The 15,807-nt window shown below is 66.3% G+C and carries 11 protein-coding genes and 1 pseudogene; 7 read left to right on the forward strand and 5 right to left on the reverse strand.

What is annotated here, in order from left to right; genetic code table 11:
• The first annotated feature begins 99 nt into the window (after positions 1-99).
• Entirely contained in the window at positions 100-225 is a 126-nt protein-coding gene (gene ykgO / locus AB4Z44_RS11755) for a type B 50S ribosomal protein L36 (RefSeq protein ID WP_003046794.1), read from the forward strand.
• A gap of 126 nt (positions 226-351) precedes the next feature.
• Positions 352-1,713, forward strand: coding sequence for a serine hydrolase domain-containing protein (locus tag AB4Z44_RS11760; protein WP_404709891.1), 1,362 nt, complete (start codon positions 352-354; stop codon positions 1,711-1,713).
• Positions 1,714-1,816: 103 nt separating this feature from the next.
• Here the strand turns inward: AB4Z44_RS11760 and pyk are convergent, their stop codons facing one another.
• Both pyk and AB4Z44_RS11770 read right to left on the reverse strand, forming a co-directional pair.
• Positions 1,817-3,274: a pyruvate kinase gene (pyk, locus tag AB4Z44_RS11765; protein WP_404709892.1), complete on the reverse strand. Its 1,458-nt coding sequence runs from the start codon at positions 3,272-3,274 to the stop codon at positions 1,817-1,819.
• Positions 3,275-3,478: 204 nt separating this feature from the next.
• Positions 3,479-4,117, reverse strand: coding sequence for an alpha/beta hydrolase (locus tag AB4Z44_RS11770; protein WP_404709893.1), 639 nt, complete (start codon positions 4,115-4,117; stop codon positions 3,479-3,481).
• 97 nt (positions 4,118-4,214) lie between these two features.
• On the opposite strand from AB4Z44_RS11770, the gene AB4Z44_RS11775 reads away from it, so the two are divergent.
• Genes AB4Z44_RS11775 through AB4Z44_RS11785 form a run of 3 tightly spaced genes read left to right on the forward strand, consistent with a single transcriptional unit; the run spans position 4,215 to position 6,714 of the window.
• Positions 4,215-5,255, forward strand: a complete 1,041-nt coding sequence (locus tag AB4Z44_RS11775; protein ID WP_404709894.1) for a cysteine desulfurase family protein — start codon at positions 4,215-4,217, stop codon at positions 5,253-5,255.
• Entirely contained in the window at positions 5,252-6,379 is a 1,128-nt protein-coding gene (locus AB4Z44_RS11780) for a cysteine desulfurase family protein (RefSeq protein WP_404709895.1), read from the forward strand. Before AB4Z44_RS11775 ends, AB4Z44_RS11780 begins: the two co-directional genes overlap by 4 nt.
• Positions 6,376-6,714: a 2Fe-2S iron-sulfur cluster-binding protein gene (locus AB4Z44_RS11785; RefSeq protein WP_404709896.1), complete on the forward strand. Its 339-nt coding sequence runs from the start codon at positions 6,376-6,378 to the stop codon at positions 6,712-6,714. Before AB4Z44_RS11780 ends, AB4Z44_RS11785 begins: the two co-directional genes overlap by 4 nt.
• 1 nt (position 6,715) lies before the next feature.
• Here AB4Z44_RS11785 and AB4Z44_RS11790 read toward each other — a convergent pair.
• Positions 6,716-9,486: pseudogene (locus AB4Z44_RS11790) on the reverse strand ([protein-PII] uridylyltransferase).
• A gap of 221 nt (positions 9,487-9,707) precedes the next feature.
• Between AB4Z44_RS11790 and AB4Z44_RS11795 the strand changes: the two are divergent.
• On the forward strand, positions 9,708-10,067 hold the full coding sequence (locus AB4Z44_RS11795; RefSeq protein ID WP_404709897.1) for a hypothetical protein: 360 nt from the start codon (positions 9,708-9,710) through the stop codon (positions 10,065-10,067).
• Here the strand turns inward: AB4Z44_RS11795 and AB4Z44_RS11800 are convergent.
• Both AB4Z44_RS11800 and AB4Z44_RS11805 read right to left on the reverse strand, forming a co-directional pair.
• Entirely contained in the window at positions 10,052-10,663 is a 612-nt protein-coding gene (locus tag AB4Z44_RS11800; RefSeq protein WP_404709898.1) for a response regulator transcription factor, read from the reverse strand. The genes AB4Z44_RS11795 and AB4Z44_RS11800 overlap by 16 nt on opposite strands.
• Entirely contained in the window at positions 10,656-12,806 is a 2,151-nt protein-coding gene (locus AB4Z44_RS11805; RefSeq protein ID WP_404709899.1) for a PAS domain S-box protein, read from the reverse strand. The genes AB4Z44_RS11800 and AB4Z44_RS11805 overlap by 8 nt, the downstream gene beginning before the upstream one ends.
• 152 nt (positions 12,807-12,958) lie before the next feature.
• Between AB4Z44_RS11805 and AB4Z44_RS11810 the strand changes: the two genes are divergently transcribed.
• Positions 12,959-15,799, forward strand: coding sequence for a M16 family metallopeptidase (locus tag AB4Z44_RS11810; RefSeq protein ID WP_404709900.1), 2,841 nt, complete (start codon positions 12,959-12,961; stop codon positions 15,797-15,799).
• Positions 15,800-15,807 lie beyond the last annotated feature (8 nt).

Genomic DNA, 15,807 nt, shown 5'->3' on the forward strand with positions numbered 1-15,807 from the left:
CGGTTCCCTAAAACCCGCTCCCAACCTTGACTCGGCCCGAGCCTTCGCATAGGCGAGCCCCCTCTTTCGACAACCCAATTCAAGCAGGCGTTTCCGGCCATGAAGATCCGCAATTCTTTGAAGTCGCTCAAGGACCGTCATCGCGACAATCGCGTGATCCGTCGCCGTGGCCGCACTTACGTCATCAACAAGACCAATCGTCGCTTCAAGGCCCGTCAGGGCTGAAGCTACGCCGGCGGGGCCTCGGCCCCGTTCGGGTCATTTCGAACGGCCGTGCATTGCGCGGCCGTTTTCGTTTGCGCGCCCGCCATTGGCCAAGCATGATTTCCCCTTCCCGACGGAAGGATTGAAATGCGCGCATTCGCCCTCGCCACCTTGTTGCTTGCCGGCACCGCGCATGCGGCGCCGCTGACTCCGTCGCAGACCGCCGCGATCGACGAGGCCGCCACCAGGGCGCTCGCCACGACCGGCGTGCCCGCTGCCTCGATCGCGGTCGTGCGCGATGGCGCGGTCGTCTATACGCATGCCTATGGCCAGCAGCGCGAGGGCCAGCCCGCGACGACCGAGGGCAAATACAAGATCGCCTCGATCTCCAAGCAATTCACGGCCGCCGCGATCCTGCTGCTTGCGGAGGACGGCAAGCTATCGCTCGACGATCCCGTCTCGAAATATCTGCCCGATCTCACCCGTGCGGGCGATGTGAAGGTGCGGCAGTTGCTGAGCCATACGTCGGGCTATCGCGATTTCTGGCCGCAGGATTTCGCCTTCGTCGATATGCAGACGCCCGCGACGCCGGCCCATATCCTCGACAAATGGGCGAAGTTGCCGCTCGATTTCGAGCCCGGATCGCGCTGGCAATATTCGAACACCGGTTATGTCGCCGCGGGCCTGATCGTCGAGAAAGTCTCGGGCCAGCCGCTGATGGCGTTCCTGAAGGCGCGCGTGTTCGATAGGCTGGGCATGCGCGCGGTCGACCAGGATACCGGCATGACCGCCGCCGACCCGCTCGGCTACCAGCGATTCGCGCTCGGCCCGGTGCGGGTCGAGCCGCAGCCGGGCGCGGGCTGGCTCTTCGCGGCGGGCGGCCTCGCCATGACCGCGTCCGATCTCGCGCGCTGGGACATTTCGGTGATCGACCAGAGCGTGATGCGGCCCACGTCCTACGCCGAACAGCAGCGCAGCGTGCTCCTGACCAACGGCACGAGCAGCAATTACGGTCTCGGCGTCGATGTGCAGAATGTTAAGGGTCATCGCCGTATCAGCCATGGCGGCGAGGCGGCGGGCTATCTCTCCGAGAATCGCATCTATCCGGACGAGAAGGCTGCGATCATCGTGCTCGACAATGCCGATTTCGGGAATGCGCAAACCGCCATTGCGGATGCGATCGAGAAGATCCTGTTCGCCGACAGCGGCGATACATCGCGTGCCTTGTCAGTCTATCGATCGTTGCGGGACGGGCGTATCGATCGCAGCGCGTTTACCGAGAACGGCAATTTCTACCTGACCGCACGCGCCGTGGCCGATTACCGGACCAGCCTGATGCCCCTGGGCGAACCAAAGAGCATCACGCGCGACAGCAGCGCGCTGCGCGGCGGGCTGACGGCGGAGAAATATACGCTCGATTTCGGCACCAGGAAGCTGACGATCGTGCTGCGGGCACAGCCCGGGCCGAACGGACGGATCGAACAGTTTTCGGTCTATCCGGCGAGCTGAATCCCGTCGCCCCTGCGCAGGCAGGGGCCCATGGCTCTCACGAGAAAACATCGCTCGTTGATCGAGAAATAGGCCCCTGCCTGTGCAGGGGCGACGGTGAATTTTACCCCTGATACCCCTCCAGCTCCTTGCCCGTCAGCCGCTGCACATGGAGCATGTTGGTCGAGCCTGGCTTGCCGAACGGAACGCCGGCCATGATCACGATGCGGTCGCTCGCGCGGGCGAGGTGGTGGCGCAGGACCATGCGCTTGGCCTTGGCGACCATTTCCTCGAAATTGGACACGTCGCGCGTGCGCACCGCGTGCACGCCCCACAGCAGGCCCAGCCGCCTGGCCGTCTCCAGCTTGGGCGTCAGCACCAGCAGGGGGACCGAAGGGCGATCGCGCGCGATGCGGCGCGCCGACGAGCCCGACAACGTGAAGCAGATGATCGCGGTGGCGCCGATCGTCCGGGCAATTTCCTTGGCCGCCTGGCTGAGCGCGTCGGCAGTGGTCGAATCGGGCAAGGTCTCGGTGAAATGGAGCCGCGCCGCGTAGCCGGGGTCCGCCTCCACCGCGACCGCGATATGGTCCATCATCGCCACCAATTCCTCGGGCCAGGCACCCGCCGCACTCTCGGCCGAAAGCATCACGGCATCGGCGCCGTCGTAGATCGCGGTTGCAACGTCGGAGACTTCGGCGCGGGTCGGCGTCGGCGAGACGATCATCGACTCGAGCATCTGGGTCGCGACGACGACCGGGCGGCCCATGCGGCGCGCGGTGGCGACCACATATTTCTGGACGATCGGCACGCGCTGCGGCGGCAGCTCGACGCCCAGATCGCCGCGCGCGACCATCACGCCATCGGCAAGCTCGAGAATCTCCTCGAGCCGCTCGACCGCCGCAGGCTTCTCGATCTTGGCGAGGATAGCCGCCTTGCCGCCGACCAGACGGCGCGCCTCGGCGACATCCTCGGGCCGCTGGACGAACGAGAGCGCGATCCAGTCGGCGCCCTGCTCCAGCGCGAACGACAGATCGGCGCGATCCTTCTCGGTCAAAGCCGCCATCGGCACGACCACGTCGGGGACGTTGAGTCCCTTGTTGTTGGACAGCACGCCGCCGACCTCGACCCGCGTCTCGACCTTGTCGGGCGCGACCGACAGCACGCGCAGCACCATCTTGCCGTCATCGAGCAGCAGCCGCGCGCCTACCTCCAGCGCGGCGAAAATCTCCTTGTGGGGCAATTCGACCCGGGTTGCGTCGCCAGGCTCCTTCGATCGATCGAGCGTGAAAGGCTGGCCGGTCTCCAGCATCACCTTGCCCTCGGCGAAGCGGCCGACGCGCAGCTTCGGGCCTTGCAGATCGAACAGGATCGTCGTGACGCGCCCAAGCTCCTTCTCCAGCGCGCGGATCGCCTGGACGAGGGGAATCTTGTCGGCGTGCGCGCCGTGGCTCATGTTGATGCGGAACGCGTCCGCACCCGCCAGGAACAATTTGCGGATCATCTCGGGCGAGCCCGATGCCGGGCCCAGTGTCGCGAGAACGCGCACCTTGCGGCTGCGTGGTCCAATCTGGGTCGACACTGATACCTCTTTCTACTGGAGGGGCGAGGCCCCCTAGCCGCTTGCCGCAGGTCAAGTCGAGCCGGGAGTTAGGCCCGGATCGGTCGTAGCGGCCCGTGCCCCCAGTGAACGCTGGGATCTCAGGAGGTTAGCAACGCTTCCGCTATTTGAAGACCGTCACCCCTGCGGAGGCAAGGGCGACGGTGAATGGCTTGGGAAACGCGCTTATTTCAGCCGCATGTCCAGATAATCGTCCACCGACTTCATCAGCTCCGGCATCTCGTTCTCGAAGAAATGGTTCGCGCCGGGGATGGTATCGTGGTGGATCGTGATGTGGCGCTGGGTGCGCAGCTTGTCGACCAGCTTCTGGGTCGCGGCGGGCGTCGCCACCTCGTCATTCTCGCCCTGGATGATGATGCCCGATGACGGGCACGGCGCCAGGAAGGTGAAGTCGTAGAGGTTGGCGGGCGGGGCGATCGAGATGAAACCCTTGATCTCGGGCCGGCGCATCAGCAACTGCATGCCGATCCACGCGCCGAACGAGAAGCCGGCGATCCAGGTGGTCTGCGCCTCGGGATGGATCGACTGAACCCAGTCGAGCGCCGAGGCGGCATCGGACAATTCGCCGATACCGTTATCGAACACGCCCTGGCTCTTGCCGACGCCGCGGAAGTTGAACCGCAGGGTGGCGAAGCCGCGCCGCACGAAGGTCTTGTAGAGCTCTTGCACGATGCGGTTGTTCATCGTGCCACCCGCCTGCGGGTGCGGATGAAGGATCATCGCGACAGGTGCGCGGGGACGGGGGCCGGGCTGAAAACGGCCTTCGAGGCGCCCCTCGGGGCCGGGAAAAATGACGTCTGGCATCGTGCTCGCTTGCAAATCGGGAGGCGCTTGGGACAGCGCGTGGCCCGCGCCTATATAGAAAGGGCCTGCCCCGGCGCAATCATGGAGACTCACCGCCTTGCAGGAACGCCTTTATCTGGATCATGCGGCCACCACGCCGATACTGCCGGCGGCACGCGACGCGATGATCGAGGGTTTCGCGCGCTGGGCCAATCCGTCATCGCCGCATGCCGAGGGGCGCGCGGCGAAAGCGGAACTGGAGCGCGCGCGCACCCGGATCAAAGCGGCTTTGGGGTGGGATCATCATGTGATCTTCACCGGGGGCGCCAGCGAGGCCGCGGCGCTCGCGCTCGGTCGAGCCAAAACCGCGCGGCGTTTCGTCTCGGCGGTGGAACATGACGTGGTGCGGCGCGAGGCCGGCGACGCCATCGTCCTGCCGGTCGACGCGGGCGGGATCGTCGATCCGGCAGCGATCGGCGAAGGCGCGCTGGTGGCGATCCAGTCGGTCAACAGCGAAACCGGCGTGATCCAGCCGGCCTCGCTGGCCGGGCTGATCCACGATCGGGGCGCGTTATGGCTTGCCGATTGCGCGCAATCGGCGGCGAAGATGCCCCTGCCCGACGCCGATCTCATCATCCTGTCGGCACATAAACTGGGCGGGCCGCCCGGCGTCGGCGCGCTGCTGGTGCGCGATCTCGCAATGCTGAAGCCGACCGGCGGGCAGGAGCAGGGCTATCGCGGCGGCACCGAGAATCTGCCCGCCGTCCTGGGCTTCGCCGCCGCGCTGGAGGCACGCGGCGCGCGCGACCATCTGCCGATGCTCAGGGCGATGCTGGACGAAGGTGCGCGCGGCATGGGCGGCCTGGTGGTGGCGGAGCCCAGCCCTCGCCTGCCTGAAATCGGCTCCTACCGCCTGCCCGGCGTTCCGGCGGCGGGGCAGTTGATCGAGCTCGATCTGGCGGGGATATCGGTATCGGCGGGAAGCGCCTGCTCATCGGGCAGCCTCAAGCCGAGCCCGGTGCTGATGGCGATGGGCTGGAACGACACCGAAGCGCGCGAGGTGATCCGGGTCAGCCTCGCGCCCGAGACGAGCAGGGACGATATCACCCGCTTCCTCGAAGCCTGGGCACGGCTCAAGGCGCGGCGGGCGGCGGCATGATCTATCTCGACTATCAGGCGACCACCCGCATCGCGCCCGAGGCGCGCGACGCGATGCAGCCATGGCTCGACGCGAAATATGGCAATCCGCATTCGCCGCATCGCATGGGGCGCGAGGCGGCGGCGGCGATCGCGGTGGCGCGCAGGCAGATCGTCGATCTGCTGATCGAAGGGCGCCCCGAAGCCGGGCAGCTCTATTTCACCAGCGGCGCGACCGAGGCGGCCAACTGGGCGATCAAGGGCACGTTTTCGCGGCTCACCCCCACGCGCAATCGCATCGTCACCGTCGCGACCGAACATGCCTGCGTGCTCGATAGCGTGCGCGCGCTCGAACGGTTCGGGGCGGATGTGGTGGTGCTGCCGGTCGGGGCCAACGGGCTGGTCGATCTCGATCGGGCGCACGCGGCGATCGACGAGCGCACGGCGCTGGTGGCGGCGATGCTGGTCAATAACGAGATCGGCACGATCGGCCCCATCGCGGCGCTCGGCGCGATCGCGCGCGCGGCCGGGGCGATGATGTTCTGCGATGCAGTCCAGGGCCTCGGCCGGGTGACCGTGCCTGTCGAGGCGTGCGACCTGATCGCGCTCACCGCGCACAAGATCCATGGTCCCAAGGGCATCGGGGCTCTGTGGATCCGCCACGGCTGCGAGCCCGAGCCTTTGCTTCACGGCGGTGGACAGGAGGGCGGGGTCAGGTCGGGCACCTTGAGCCCGGCGCTGTGCGTCGGATTCGGCACCGCCGCGACGATCGCGCAGGCTCGGCTCGCCGCGGACGCGACTTATGTTGATCGGTTGAATCGGCGATTTCGCGACGCGCTTGGCCCCGAATGGCGCGTCAACGGCAGTTTGGAACAACGTTATGCCGGCAATCTCAATCTGCGGCGCGAGGGGCTGGACGTGGGGCGGCTGATGTCGGAATTGCGTGACATCGCCTTTTCCGCCGGGTCGGCGTGCGCCAGTGGATCGGGACGGCCGAGTCACGTGCTGAAGGCGATCGGTCTGAGCGATACCGAAGCGCGATCGAGCATTCGGCTGGGCTTCGGCCGCTATACGACCGAAGCCGAGATCGACGAAGCGGCTGAACTGATCAACGCCGCCGTCGCGCGGCAATTGGAGTGGGCATGAGCGTGAAGGTCCGGTTCGTTTCGGCCGATGGCAACGAAGTCCGCGAGGTCGAGGCCAAGGCCGGCGATCGCCTGCTCGAGGTGGCGCAGGCCGATGGCCAGCCGCTGGAAGGCACATGCGAGGGGCAGATGGCCTGCTCGACCTGCCATGTCATCGTGGCGGCGGAGGATTTCGACCGACTGCCGCGTGCCAGCGTAGAAGAGGACGATCTGCTCGATCTGGCGACGCATGTGACGCGGACCAGCCGCTTGGCGTGTCAGATCCTGCTGACGGAGGATCTGGGGACGCTGACCGTGCGGATCCCGCCCGAAGCGCGGAACATGCAGGGGCGGTAATTCAGGCAGCCGCTTTCTTTTCCTTCGGCTTCTCTTCGCCACCACCGGCCGCCTCCAGCAGCAACCGTTCGAGCGTACGCAGCCGGCTCTGCGTCTCGATCTTGTCGCCGATCAGATCGGTCACGTAGAAGACGTCGACCGCGCGCTCGCCATAGGTGGCGATATGCGCCGAATGGATCGTCACCTTCGCTTGGAACAGCGCATAGGCCAGCGCGTGGAGCAAGGCCGGGCGATCGCCGGCATTGACCTCGACCACGGTGTAGCGGTTCGATGCGCGGTTATCGATCAGCACGTTGGGCGCGACATCGAAGGCATGCGCACGCGTGCGGGGCGGCGGCTTGGCGGCCAGCTTGGTGGCGAGCTGGTTGCGCGCGGACAGCGCATCCTCGATCCCCTGCGACAGGCGGCGCAACCGCATCGGATCGTCGAACGACTGGCCGAACGGATCCTGCACCAGCAGATTGTCGACCGCCATGCCGTCGCGCGTCGTGTGGATGCGTGCGTCGATGATGCTGCCACCGGCGAGGTGGATCGCACCCGCGATGCGGTAGAACAGGCCGGGATGGTCGCCGGCATAGATGGTGACGAGGGTCGCGCCGCGCTGCGGATCGGCCTGCGAGACGATCGAGAGCGGCTTGTGGCCGGCATCCGCCGCCGCGATCAGGCGGGCATTGCGTTCGAGGATATCAACCCCTTCCGCGACCCAGTAAGCGTCGGGGAACCGCCTGGCATATTCCTCGAAGCGTTCGGCATCCCAGCCCAGTTCCTCCGCCAGATCGGCCTTCTTGGCGGCGATGCGCTCGTTGCGGCCGCGCTGCTTGTGGCCCAGCCGGATCACCTCTTCGGCGGCATCGTAGAGATCGCCGAGCAACTGGCGCTTCCAGCCGTTCCACACGCCCGGGCCGACCGCGCGGATATCGACGATCGTCAGCACCAGCAGCATCCGCAGCCGCTCGGGGCTCTGCACGATCTCGGCGAAATCCAGCACGGTCTTGAAATCGGCAAGGTCGCGCTTGAACGCGGTGGCCGACATCAGCAGGTGATATTTGACCAGCCACGCCACCGTCTCGGTTTCGGCCGCCGTCAGGCCGAGCCGGGGGCCGAGCTTCAGCGCGACCTCGGCACCCAGGATGCTGTGATCGCCGCCACGCCCCTTGGCGATGTCGTGGAGCAACACCGCCACGTAGAGCGCACGCCGCAAGACAATCTGGCGGGTGAGGCGCACGGCAAGCGGATGATCGTCGTTGAGCTCGCCTTTCTCGATTCGTGCGAGCAGCCCGATGGCGTGGAGCGTATGCTCGTCCACCGTGTAATGATGGTACATGTCGAACTGCATCTGCGCGACGACACGGCCGAAATCGGGAATGAAGCGGCCGAAGATGCCCGCCTCGTTCATCCAGCGCAGCACCCGCTCCGGATCGCGCGGCGAGGACAGGATTTCGAGGAACGAGGCATTGGCTTGCCTGTCTTCGCGCACCTTGCCGTCGATCAGGCGGGCATCGCGCGATGCGGCGCGCATCGTGAGCGGATGGATTTCCAGCTCGAAGCGATCGGCGAGCGAGAACAGGCCGATCAGGCGCACCGGATCCTCGGCGAAGAAGGTGTCGTAGGGGATGCACAATCGCCCGCGATCGAGCTTGAAGCCATCGAGCTTGCGCGGGCGGCGGGTAAGATGGGGCAGGCCGAAACGCCGGCCGCGCGTGGCGAAAGCCTCGTCGAGGTGGGCGAGGAACACGCCGGTCAGGTCGCCCACTTCCTTCGCCGTCAGAAAGTAATGCCGCATGAAGCGCTCGACCGCGGTGCGTCCCGGGCGCTCGGCATAGCGCATCCGCACCGCAATCTCCGACTGGACGTCGAACGTCAGCCGATCCTCGGCGCGTCGCGTGAGGATATGGAGATGGCAACGCACCGCCCACAGGAAATTCTCGGCGCGGCGGAAACGGCGCAGCTCCTGCGCGGTCAGCAACCCCTTGTCGACCAGTTCGCCGACATGGCGGACCTTGTACGCATATTTGCCGATCCAGAAGAGCGTGTGGAGATCGCGCAGCCCCCCTTCCCTTCCTTGAGATTGGGTTCGACGACGTAGCGGCTGTCGCCCATCCGCTCGTGGCGGGCGTTACGCTCGGCCAGCTTCTCGGCGACGAACGCGCGCGCGGTGCCTGCCATCACACTGGCATCGAAGCGGCGCGCGGCATCGTCGTAAAGCGCCTGATCGCCCCACACATAGCGCGCCTCGAGCAAAGCGGTGCGGATCGTGAGATCGCTCTTCGCCATCCGCACCATATCGTCGAGCGAACGGCTCGAATGGCCGACCTTGAGGCCGAGGTCCCACAGCGAATAGAGCATCGATTCGATGACCTGCTCGCACCAGCCGGTCTGCTTCCACGGTGTCATGAAGGCGATGTCGACGTCCGAATGGAGCGCCATCTCGCCGCGTCCGTAGCCCCCGACGGCGATCAGGGTGATCCTTTCGCCCGCCGACGGATTGTTGTTCGGATAGAGGCGCTGGATCGTGAAATCATACACCGCCCGCACGATCTGATCGGTCAGGAAAGCGTAGGACGCGGCCGTCTCGATCCCATGGCTCGGGTTGGCGGCGAGGCGCCGGGCGATCTCATCGCGCCCTTTGTCGAGCGCTGCGCGGAGGATCGGAGTCGCCGCCCCCCGCAGAGTGGCGGGATCGCGCCCTTCCAGCGCCGCAAGCGCATCGGCAACGTCGCGTCGATCGACGATGGCGCGGCGGCTGGTCAGTGTTTCGAAACGCGTCGCCATGGACCGGCAGATAGGCGGAGACGACCGTAACGGAAAGGGCCGTGCGCATCTGCGCAGGCGCCGGCTGGTTTCGGCGCAAAGATCCCGCAGATCGGGCGATCGGAGGCCGTATAAACCATTCCGGATCGGTTTCGCCCATCGGTCACCGTAGTTTTCCGCAGGCGCGCGTGCCGCGACCCGATGATACCGACCCTTATCCCGTGTTTGGGGGAAAGGTGCGTGTGTCTTTGGCTGTGGAACCGATCTATCTGGTGATCCGCGACGCGGCGCTGCGCAGCACGCTCAGCGCGCGCCTCGGGCTTGCCGGGCATTCGATCGTCGCCCTCCAAGATTTGGACACGCTCATCGCCAGCCGCCCCGCTTCGAACGGGCTGTTCGTGATCGAAGGCGTGCTGCTGCCGACCGATCGTAGGGATTGGATCGACGTGCTCGATCCGGTGGCTCCGTCGGAGCGCTGCATCGTCCTCGCGACCGGCGAAGGCGGCCGGCAGGGGCCCTTCATGCAGATCGACCGGCGTGGCGCCCTGACCGCCATCCAGGATGCAATCGCCCGGATGGAAGCCACTCAACCCGACGGATAGAGCCCGGCGGCAAAGGCGACCCGCAGCGCCTCGGACAGGCTGCGCACTTCCAGCTTCTCCATCAGATGCGCACGGTAGATCTCGACCGTACGCGGGCTGATATCGAGGTGATGCGCGATTACCTTGTTGGCTTGGCCGTCGATCAGCCCCTTGAGCACATCGGTCTCACGACCCGAAAGGCGGGCGAGCTTGGCCCTGGCAGACTCGACTCGGGCGGCGTCGGCGCTGTCGGTCTCCAGCCGGGAAAAGGCGCCCTCCACCATCTGCAGCAACGCCAGATGTTCGTAGGGCTTTTCGACGAAATCGAGCGCGCCCGCTTTCATCGCGTCGACCGCAAGCGTGATATTACCCTGTCCGGTCAGCACGATCGAGGCAAATTGCCGAGAATCGGGCAAGGCACGCAGTACGTCGATGCCTGACGAGCCCGGCATATGAACGTCCAGCAAGAGCACGCCGCGATCCAGTTCCTTTACCTCCGCGAGGAAGGCGTCGCCCGAGCGGAAAGTGCGAACCAGCAGATTTGGCCGGGTCGCGAGCAGGCTTTGCAGGGAAGCCCGCACCGCATCGTCATCATCGACGATATAGATATTACGCATCCAGCTCCTCCCAATCCCGATCCTGCTCATCCATGCGCGGCACGGTGAAAAGGAAGCGCGCGCCGCCGCCTTCCACGTTCTCCGCGCGAAGCTCTCCACCATGCGCCTCGACGATCCGCTTGCAAATCGAAAGGCCCAACCCAAGCCCGCCGACGCCCTTGGTCGAGACGAAAGCGGTATAAAGGCGATCGATCACCGCTTGCGGCAGGCCCGGACCGGTATCGGTAATGCTGACCTCGATCTCGTCCAGTTCGGACAGACGCGTGGCGATGACGATTTCGCGCTGGTCGCGTGGCACCTGGCGCAACACTTCGATCGCGTTGCGCAGCAGATTGACCAGCACCTGCTGGATCTGGACGCGATCGGCCAGCATCTCGCTCGCTGCCGCGTCGAGATCGTAGCGCAGCCGAATATCGAACTGCCCAGATCCGACGAGCACGAGCGCCACCGCATCGTGGATCGCGGCCTCGACCGGTTCGATCCGCATCTCGACATCCCGCTTGGCGACGAATTCGCGCGAGCGGCGGATGATGTCGCCCGCCCGGATGACCTGCGAATTGGCCATCTGGAGCAATTCGGCGATACGGCTGGCGTCGGCGGTATCCTGCAAGATCAGCTCGGCCGCGCCGAGGAAATTGGCGGTCGCCGCAAGCGGCTGGTTCAGCTCGTGGGCGAGGCCGGCGGCCAGTTCGCCCATCGCGGTGGTGCGGCCGACATGGGCGAATTCGGCACTGAGATCGGCGAGGCGTTCCTCCGCCGCGAGCCGTTCCGAAATGTCCCGGATGAAGGCGGTGAAGAGTCGCTCCTGCCCGGTCCACGCCTCGCCGACGCTGAGCTCGATCGGGAATTCGTGGCCGTCGGCATGCCGCCCAGCCATCGGCGGCGGGACGCCGGGCGCGGCCGCCCGGCCGGTTGCGAAGAAGCTGCTGAGGAAGTCGTCGGTCGGCACGACATCGATGGGCGACAGGCGTGAGAGATTGTTGCCGCTGATGTCGTGCGCGGCATAGCCGAACAGACGTTCGGCGGCCGTGCTGAAGCTCAGCACGGTACCTGCCGCGTCCACCACGATCATGGCTGTCGGCACCGCCTCGAGGATGGAGCGCAACTGGGCTTCTCGCGCATAAAGCTCGGCCTCGCGCCGATTGCGCTCGGTCACGTCCTTGAGCACGCCGACGACGCGTGCCGCCGTGCGATGTTCGTCATAGATGATGTGCGCCGAGCCCTCGATCATGCGCAGCATGCCGTTGGGCGAGACCAGCCGGTATTTGAACTCGAAGCGCTCCTGGCGGCGTGCGGTCGCCTCGGCAAAGGATTTGAGCACCACCGCGCGATCCTCGGACAGGATGTTGCTGCGCCATTTTTCGATCGTGTCGATCGATCCAGTCTCCATCCCGAAGCGCTGCTCGGTGCCGGCCGACCAGGTCATCCGACCCGTGAGATAATCCGCCTCGAACACCGCGACTTCCTGCGCGTTCGCCGCGAGCGAAAGCCGCGCCTCGCCCTCGACCAGGGCGGCCTCGGCGGCCTTGCGCCCGCTGATGTCGAGCATCGACAGCACCAGCGGCGAATCGCGCCGCCGTCCGTCGAGCCGGTGGACCCGCTCGATCACTTCGATCCCGGTGCCGTCGCGGCGATATTCGCGCAACTCCTGGCCGCGCGCACGATCACCCGCCGATCGGCCGACCGCACCCGAAATGTCGCAGCTCGAACGCAGCAACGCATATTTGCCGCGGCCGACCGCTTCGTTGGCGCTCCAGCCATACATGCGCTCGCACCCCGCCGACCAGTGCATGATCGACCCATTGCTGTCGACGAGCGCGATCGCGACGGTATCGAGCGCGCGGGTGATGGCGAGCCGGGCCGCATGCTCGCGCGCCGCGTTCAGCATCGACAACCTCGACGCACCCGCCAGCGACGTGGCGATGATCAACGCCGAAAGCAGACCCGCGGGCAACGCCCCGATCCGGCCCTCCTGCACCCCGTAGAGCGACACCGGAATCGTTGCGACCGGGATAAGCAGCATGACGAACAGCATGATGCGGTCGATCGGCCGGGGATCGGGCACGCCGAACCCGTCCGACATGCTCTGGTTCACCATGCGCTGCCAGTCAGCCTTACCTTGCATGGCAGCCCTGATCTGCATCGCTCCCCTCGCCTTATGTCCTTGGTGGAATGGCACGAAAAGCCGCGCTGTCCGATCGATTTCGAAGCGGATAGCGCAAATTCCTTAAGCGAGATTGCACGGCCCGCCCGGGCGTGGGAGAGGCAGGCCCTCAGGGCAAGCGAGAGGGTTGGATGGCGGGCTGGACGATCGCGGCAAGGGCGCTGGCCATCCTTGCGCTGACGGGCTCTGCAGCCCCGGCGCTGGCGATGCAGCCCGCGTCCTGGGCCCAGGACCGCAGCGACATCAAGGCCAGCAAGGCCGTGCTGTTCGGCACGCTGCCCAACGGGATGCGCTACGCCGTCATGCGCGGCACCGTCCCGCCGGGCCGGGTCTCGCTGCGGTTGCGGATCGACGCCGGATCGATCGACGAAAGCGAGAATCAGCGCGGCCTCGCCCATTTTCTCGAACATATGGCCTTTCGCGGATCGAAACATGTCGAAAGCGGGGAGGCGTTGCGCATCCTCGAGCGGCTCGGGCTCGCGGTCGGCGCGGACGCGAATGCCTCCACCGATTTCACCCAGACCGTCTACAAATTCGACATTCCGTCGGCCGACAGCGCCAAGCTCGACACCGCTTTGATGCTGATGCGCGAGACGGCGAGCGAGCTGACCCTCACCGATTCCGCGTTCGAGGCGGAACGCCCGGTGGTTTTGTCCGAGGAGCGCGGCGGGGCAGGCCCCAATCGTGATCGCGCGCAAGCCGATCTCGATCTGCTGTTCCATGGCCAGCGCGCGGCCACGCGCCTGCCGATCGGAACGGTGGAGCTGCTGAGCAAGACCGGCCCCGAACCGCTGCGGAAATTCTACCGCGATTATTACCGACCCGAACGCGCCACCCTGATCGCGGTTGGCGATTTCGATCCGAAGGAGATCGAGACGAAGATCAAGGCGCGCTTCGCCGACTGGAAGAATACGGCGCCAGCCGGCGCCGATCCCGATTACGGCAAGCCGATCCAGAAAGGGCCGACCGTGCGGATCGTCACGGCGCCAGGCCTGTCCTCGCAGCTCAGCCTCGCCTGGACGCGCCCTTATGACGATTCACCACGCGACAAGGCGCGGTTGCGGCAGCGCGGTGCCGCGGCGCTGGCGATGAATATCCTCAGCCGCCGGCTCTACGCGCTCGCCTCCAGCGACAATTCGCCCTTTGCGTCGGCCGCCGCCGGCATCTCGAACCAGCTTCATTCGGCGCAGGTCACGACGATCGGCGCGCTGATCAAACCCGATCAATGGCAGCGCGCGCTGCAGGCGCTGGTCGTCGCCGAGCGCCAGATCACCGCTCCCTCGGGGGTCAGCCAGGCCGATCTCGATACCGCGATCGCCGCGAACCGCGCCAATCTGCAGACCCGCGCCGCCAGCGCCGCTTCACGGCCCAGCAACCAGCTTGCCGACGGACTGGTCGCATCGGTCAACGAGGATGACGTCTTCACCGCCGATACCGACGATCTCGTCCTGTTCGAGGAGATCATCAAGACGATCACGCCCGAGGATGTCGCCGCCGCGGCACGCGCCGCCTTTTCGGGCGACGGGCCGCTGATCATGCTCTCGGGCCCCGCCGCGACCGCGACCGAGGCCGACGTGAAGAAAGCGCTCGCCGAGGCGGAGACCGTCTCGACCTCGGCGATCCAGGTGACCGCAAAATCCTGGCCCTTCACCAATTTCGGCACCCCAGGGAAAATCGTCGATCGCAAATATGTCGGCGATCTCGATTTCACCGCGCTGCGCTTCGCCAACGGCGTCCGACTCAACGTCAAGCATACCGATCTGGTCAAGGATCAGGTGGTAATCAGCCTGCGCTTCGGCACCGGACGTGCGACGATGCCGAAGGACAAGGCCTCGATCGACTGGACGATCGGCACCTGGACCGCGGGCGGGCTCAAGGGGATCAGCCTGGCCGAGATGCAGCAGATCTTCGCCGGGAAGGTCCATGGCGAGAGTGCCACGACCGGCGACGACGCGTTCCTGGTGGCCGCGGCGACCCGGCCCGAGGATGCCGAGCTCGAACTGCAATTGCTCGCCGCCTACATGACCGCACCCGCATGGCGCGGCGACGCGTTCGATCGCGCGCGGACCGTATTGGCCGGCGTGATCCCGCAACTCGACACCTCGCCGGGCGGCGTTCTGCGCCGCGAACTCGGCCTGCTGCTCCATTCGGGCGATCGCCGCTGGCAGGCGCCGACCACCGCCGATGTTGCCGCAACCCATGTCGAGGATGCGCGCGCGCTGATCGATCCGCAGCTTGCCACCGGCGCGCTCGAAGTGACGATCGTCGGCGATATTACCAGCGAGCGCGCGACCGCTCTGGTGGCTTCGACGTTCGGCGCGCTGCCGCTGCGCCGGACCTACGCGCGGATTTCCGATCCGGTAGCCTTCCCGCGCCCGTCGCCCGATCCGGTGACTCTGCGCCATGGCGGCCGTCCCGATCAGGGGCTCGCGTTCGTGGCGTGGCCGATCCCCGATCTCTATTCGGACCCTCAACGCGCCCGCATTCTGGATCTGCTCGCGGCCGTCGTCAGCCAGCGCCTGTTCGATCAGGTGCGCGTGGCGCAGGGGGCGAGCTACAGCACCAAGGCGAACTCTGACCCGTCGGCGATCCATCCCGGCTATGGCTATTTCGCGGCTTATGCGGAGACCCCGCCCGACAAGGTGCAAAGCTTCTACGACACGCTCGACGGGATCATCGCCGATCTCAAGGCGAAGGAGGTGAGCGCCGACGAGTTCGCCCGCGCCCGCACCCCGATCCTCGAGCAGCTTGCCAGCGCCAAGCGCACCAACGCCTACTGGGCCGCGCGTCTCAGCGGATCCCAGGCCGAACCGCGTCAGCTCGAAGTGGCGCGGACGGGCGAGAACGGGATGAAGGCGGTTACCCCGGCGGATATCCGCAAGGCGGCGCAGGACTATCTGGACCCGGCGCATATCTGGCGCCTGCGCGTCCTGCCCAGAGCCCTGCCCGTAGCTCCGGCTCAGCCGAAATGACGACATAC

It is taken from the genome of Sphingomonas sp. MMS24-J13 (assembly GCF_044905095.1).
Classification (GTDB): Bacteria; Pseudomonadota; Alphaproteobacteria; order Sphingomonadales; family Sphingomonadaceae; genus Sphingomonas_I.

Excerpts from the sequence above, each read along its gene's own strand:
- ykgO (WP_003046794.1), top strand. The coding sequence starts at position 100 with ATGAAGATCCGCAATTCTTTGAAGTCGCTCAAGGACCGTCATCGCGAC.
- AB4Z44_RS11760 (WP_404709891.1), top strand. The coding sequence starts at position 352 with ATGCGCGCATTCGCCCTCGCCACCTTGTTGCTTGCCGGCACCGCGCAT.
- AB4Z44_RS11770 (WP_404709893.1), bottom strand. The coding sequence starts at position 4,117 with ATGCCAGACGTCATTTTTCCCGGCCCCGAGGGGCGCCTCGAAGGCCGT.
- AB4Z44_RS11805 (WP_404709899.1), bottom strand. The coding sequence starts at position 12,806 with ATGCAGATCAGGGCTGCCATGCAAGGTAAGGCTGACTGGCAGCGCATG.
- AB4Z44_RS11785 (WP_404709896.1), top strand. The coding sequence starts at position 6,376 with ATGAGCGTGAAGGTCCGGTTCGTTTCGGCCGATGGCAACGAAGTCCGC.
- AB4Z44_RS11780 (WP_404709895.1), top strand. The coding sequence starts at position 5,252 with ATGATCTATCTCGACTATCAGGCGACCACCCGCATCGCGCCCGAGGCG.
- AB4Z44_RS11810 (WP_404709900.1), top strand. The coding sequence starts at position 12,959 with ATGGCGGGCTGGACGATCGCGGCAAGGGCGCTGGCCATCCTTGCGCTG.
- AB4Z44_RS11800 (WP_404709898.1), bottom strand. The coding sequence starts at position 10,663 with ATGCGTAATATCTATATCGTCGATGATGACGATGCGGTGCGGGCTTCC.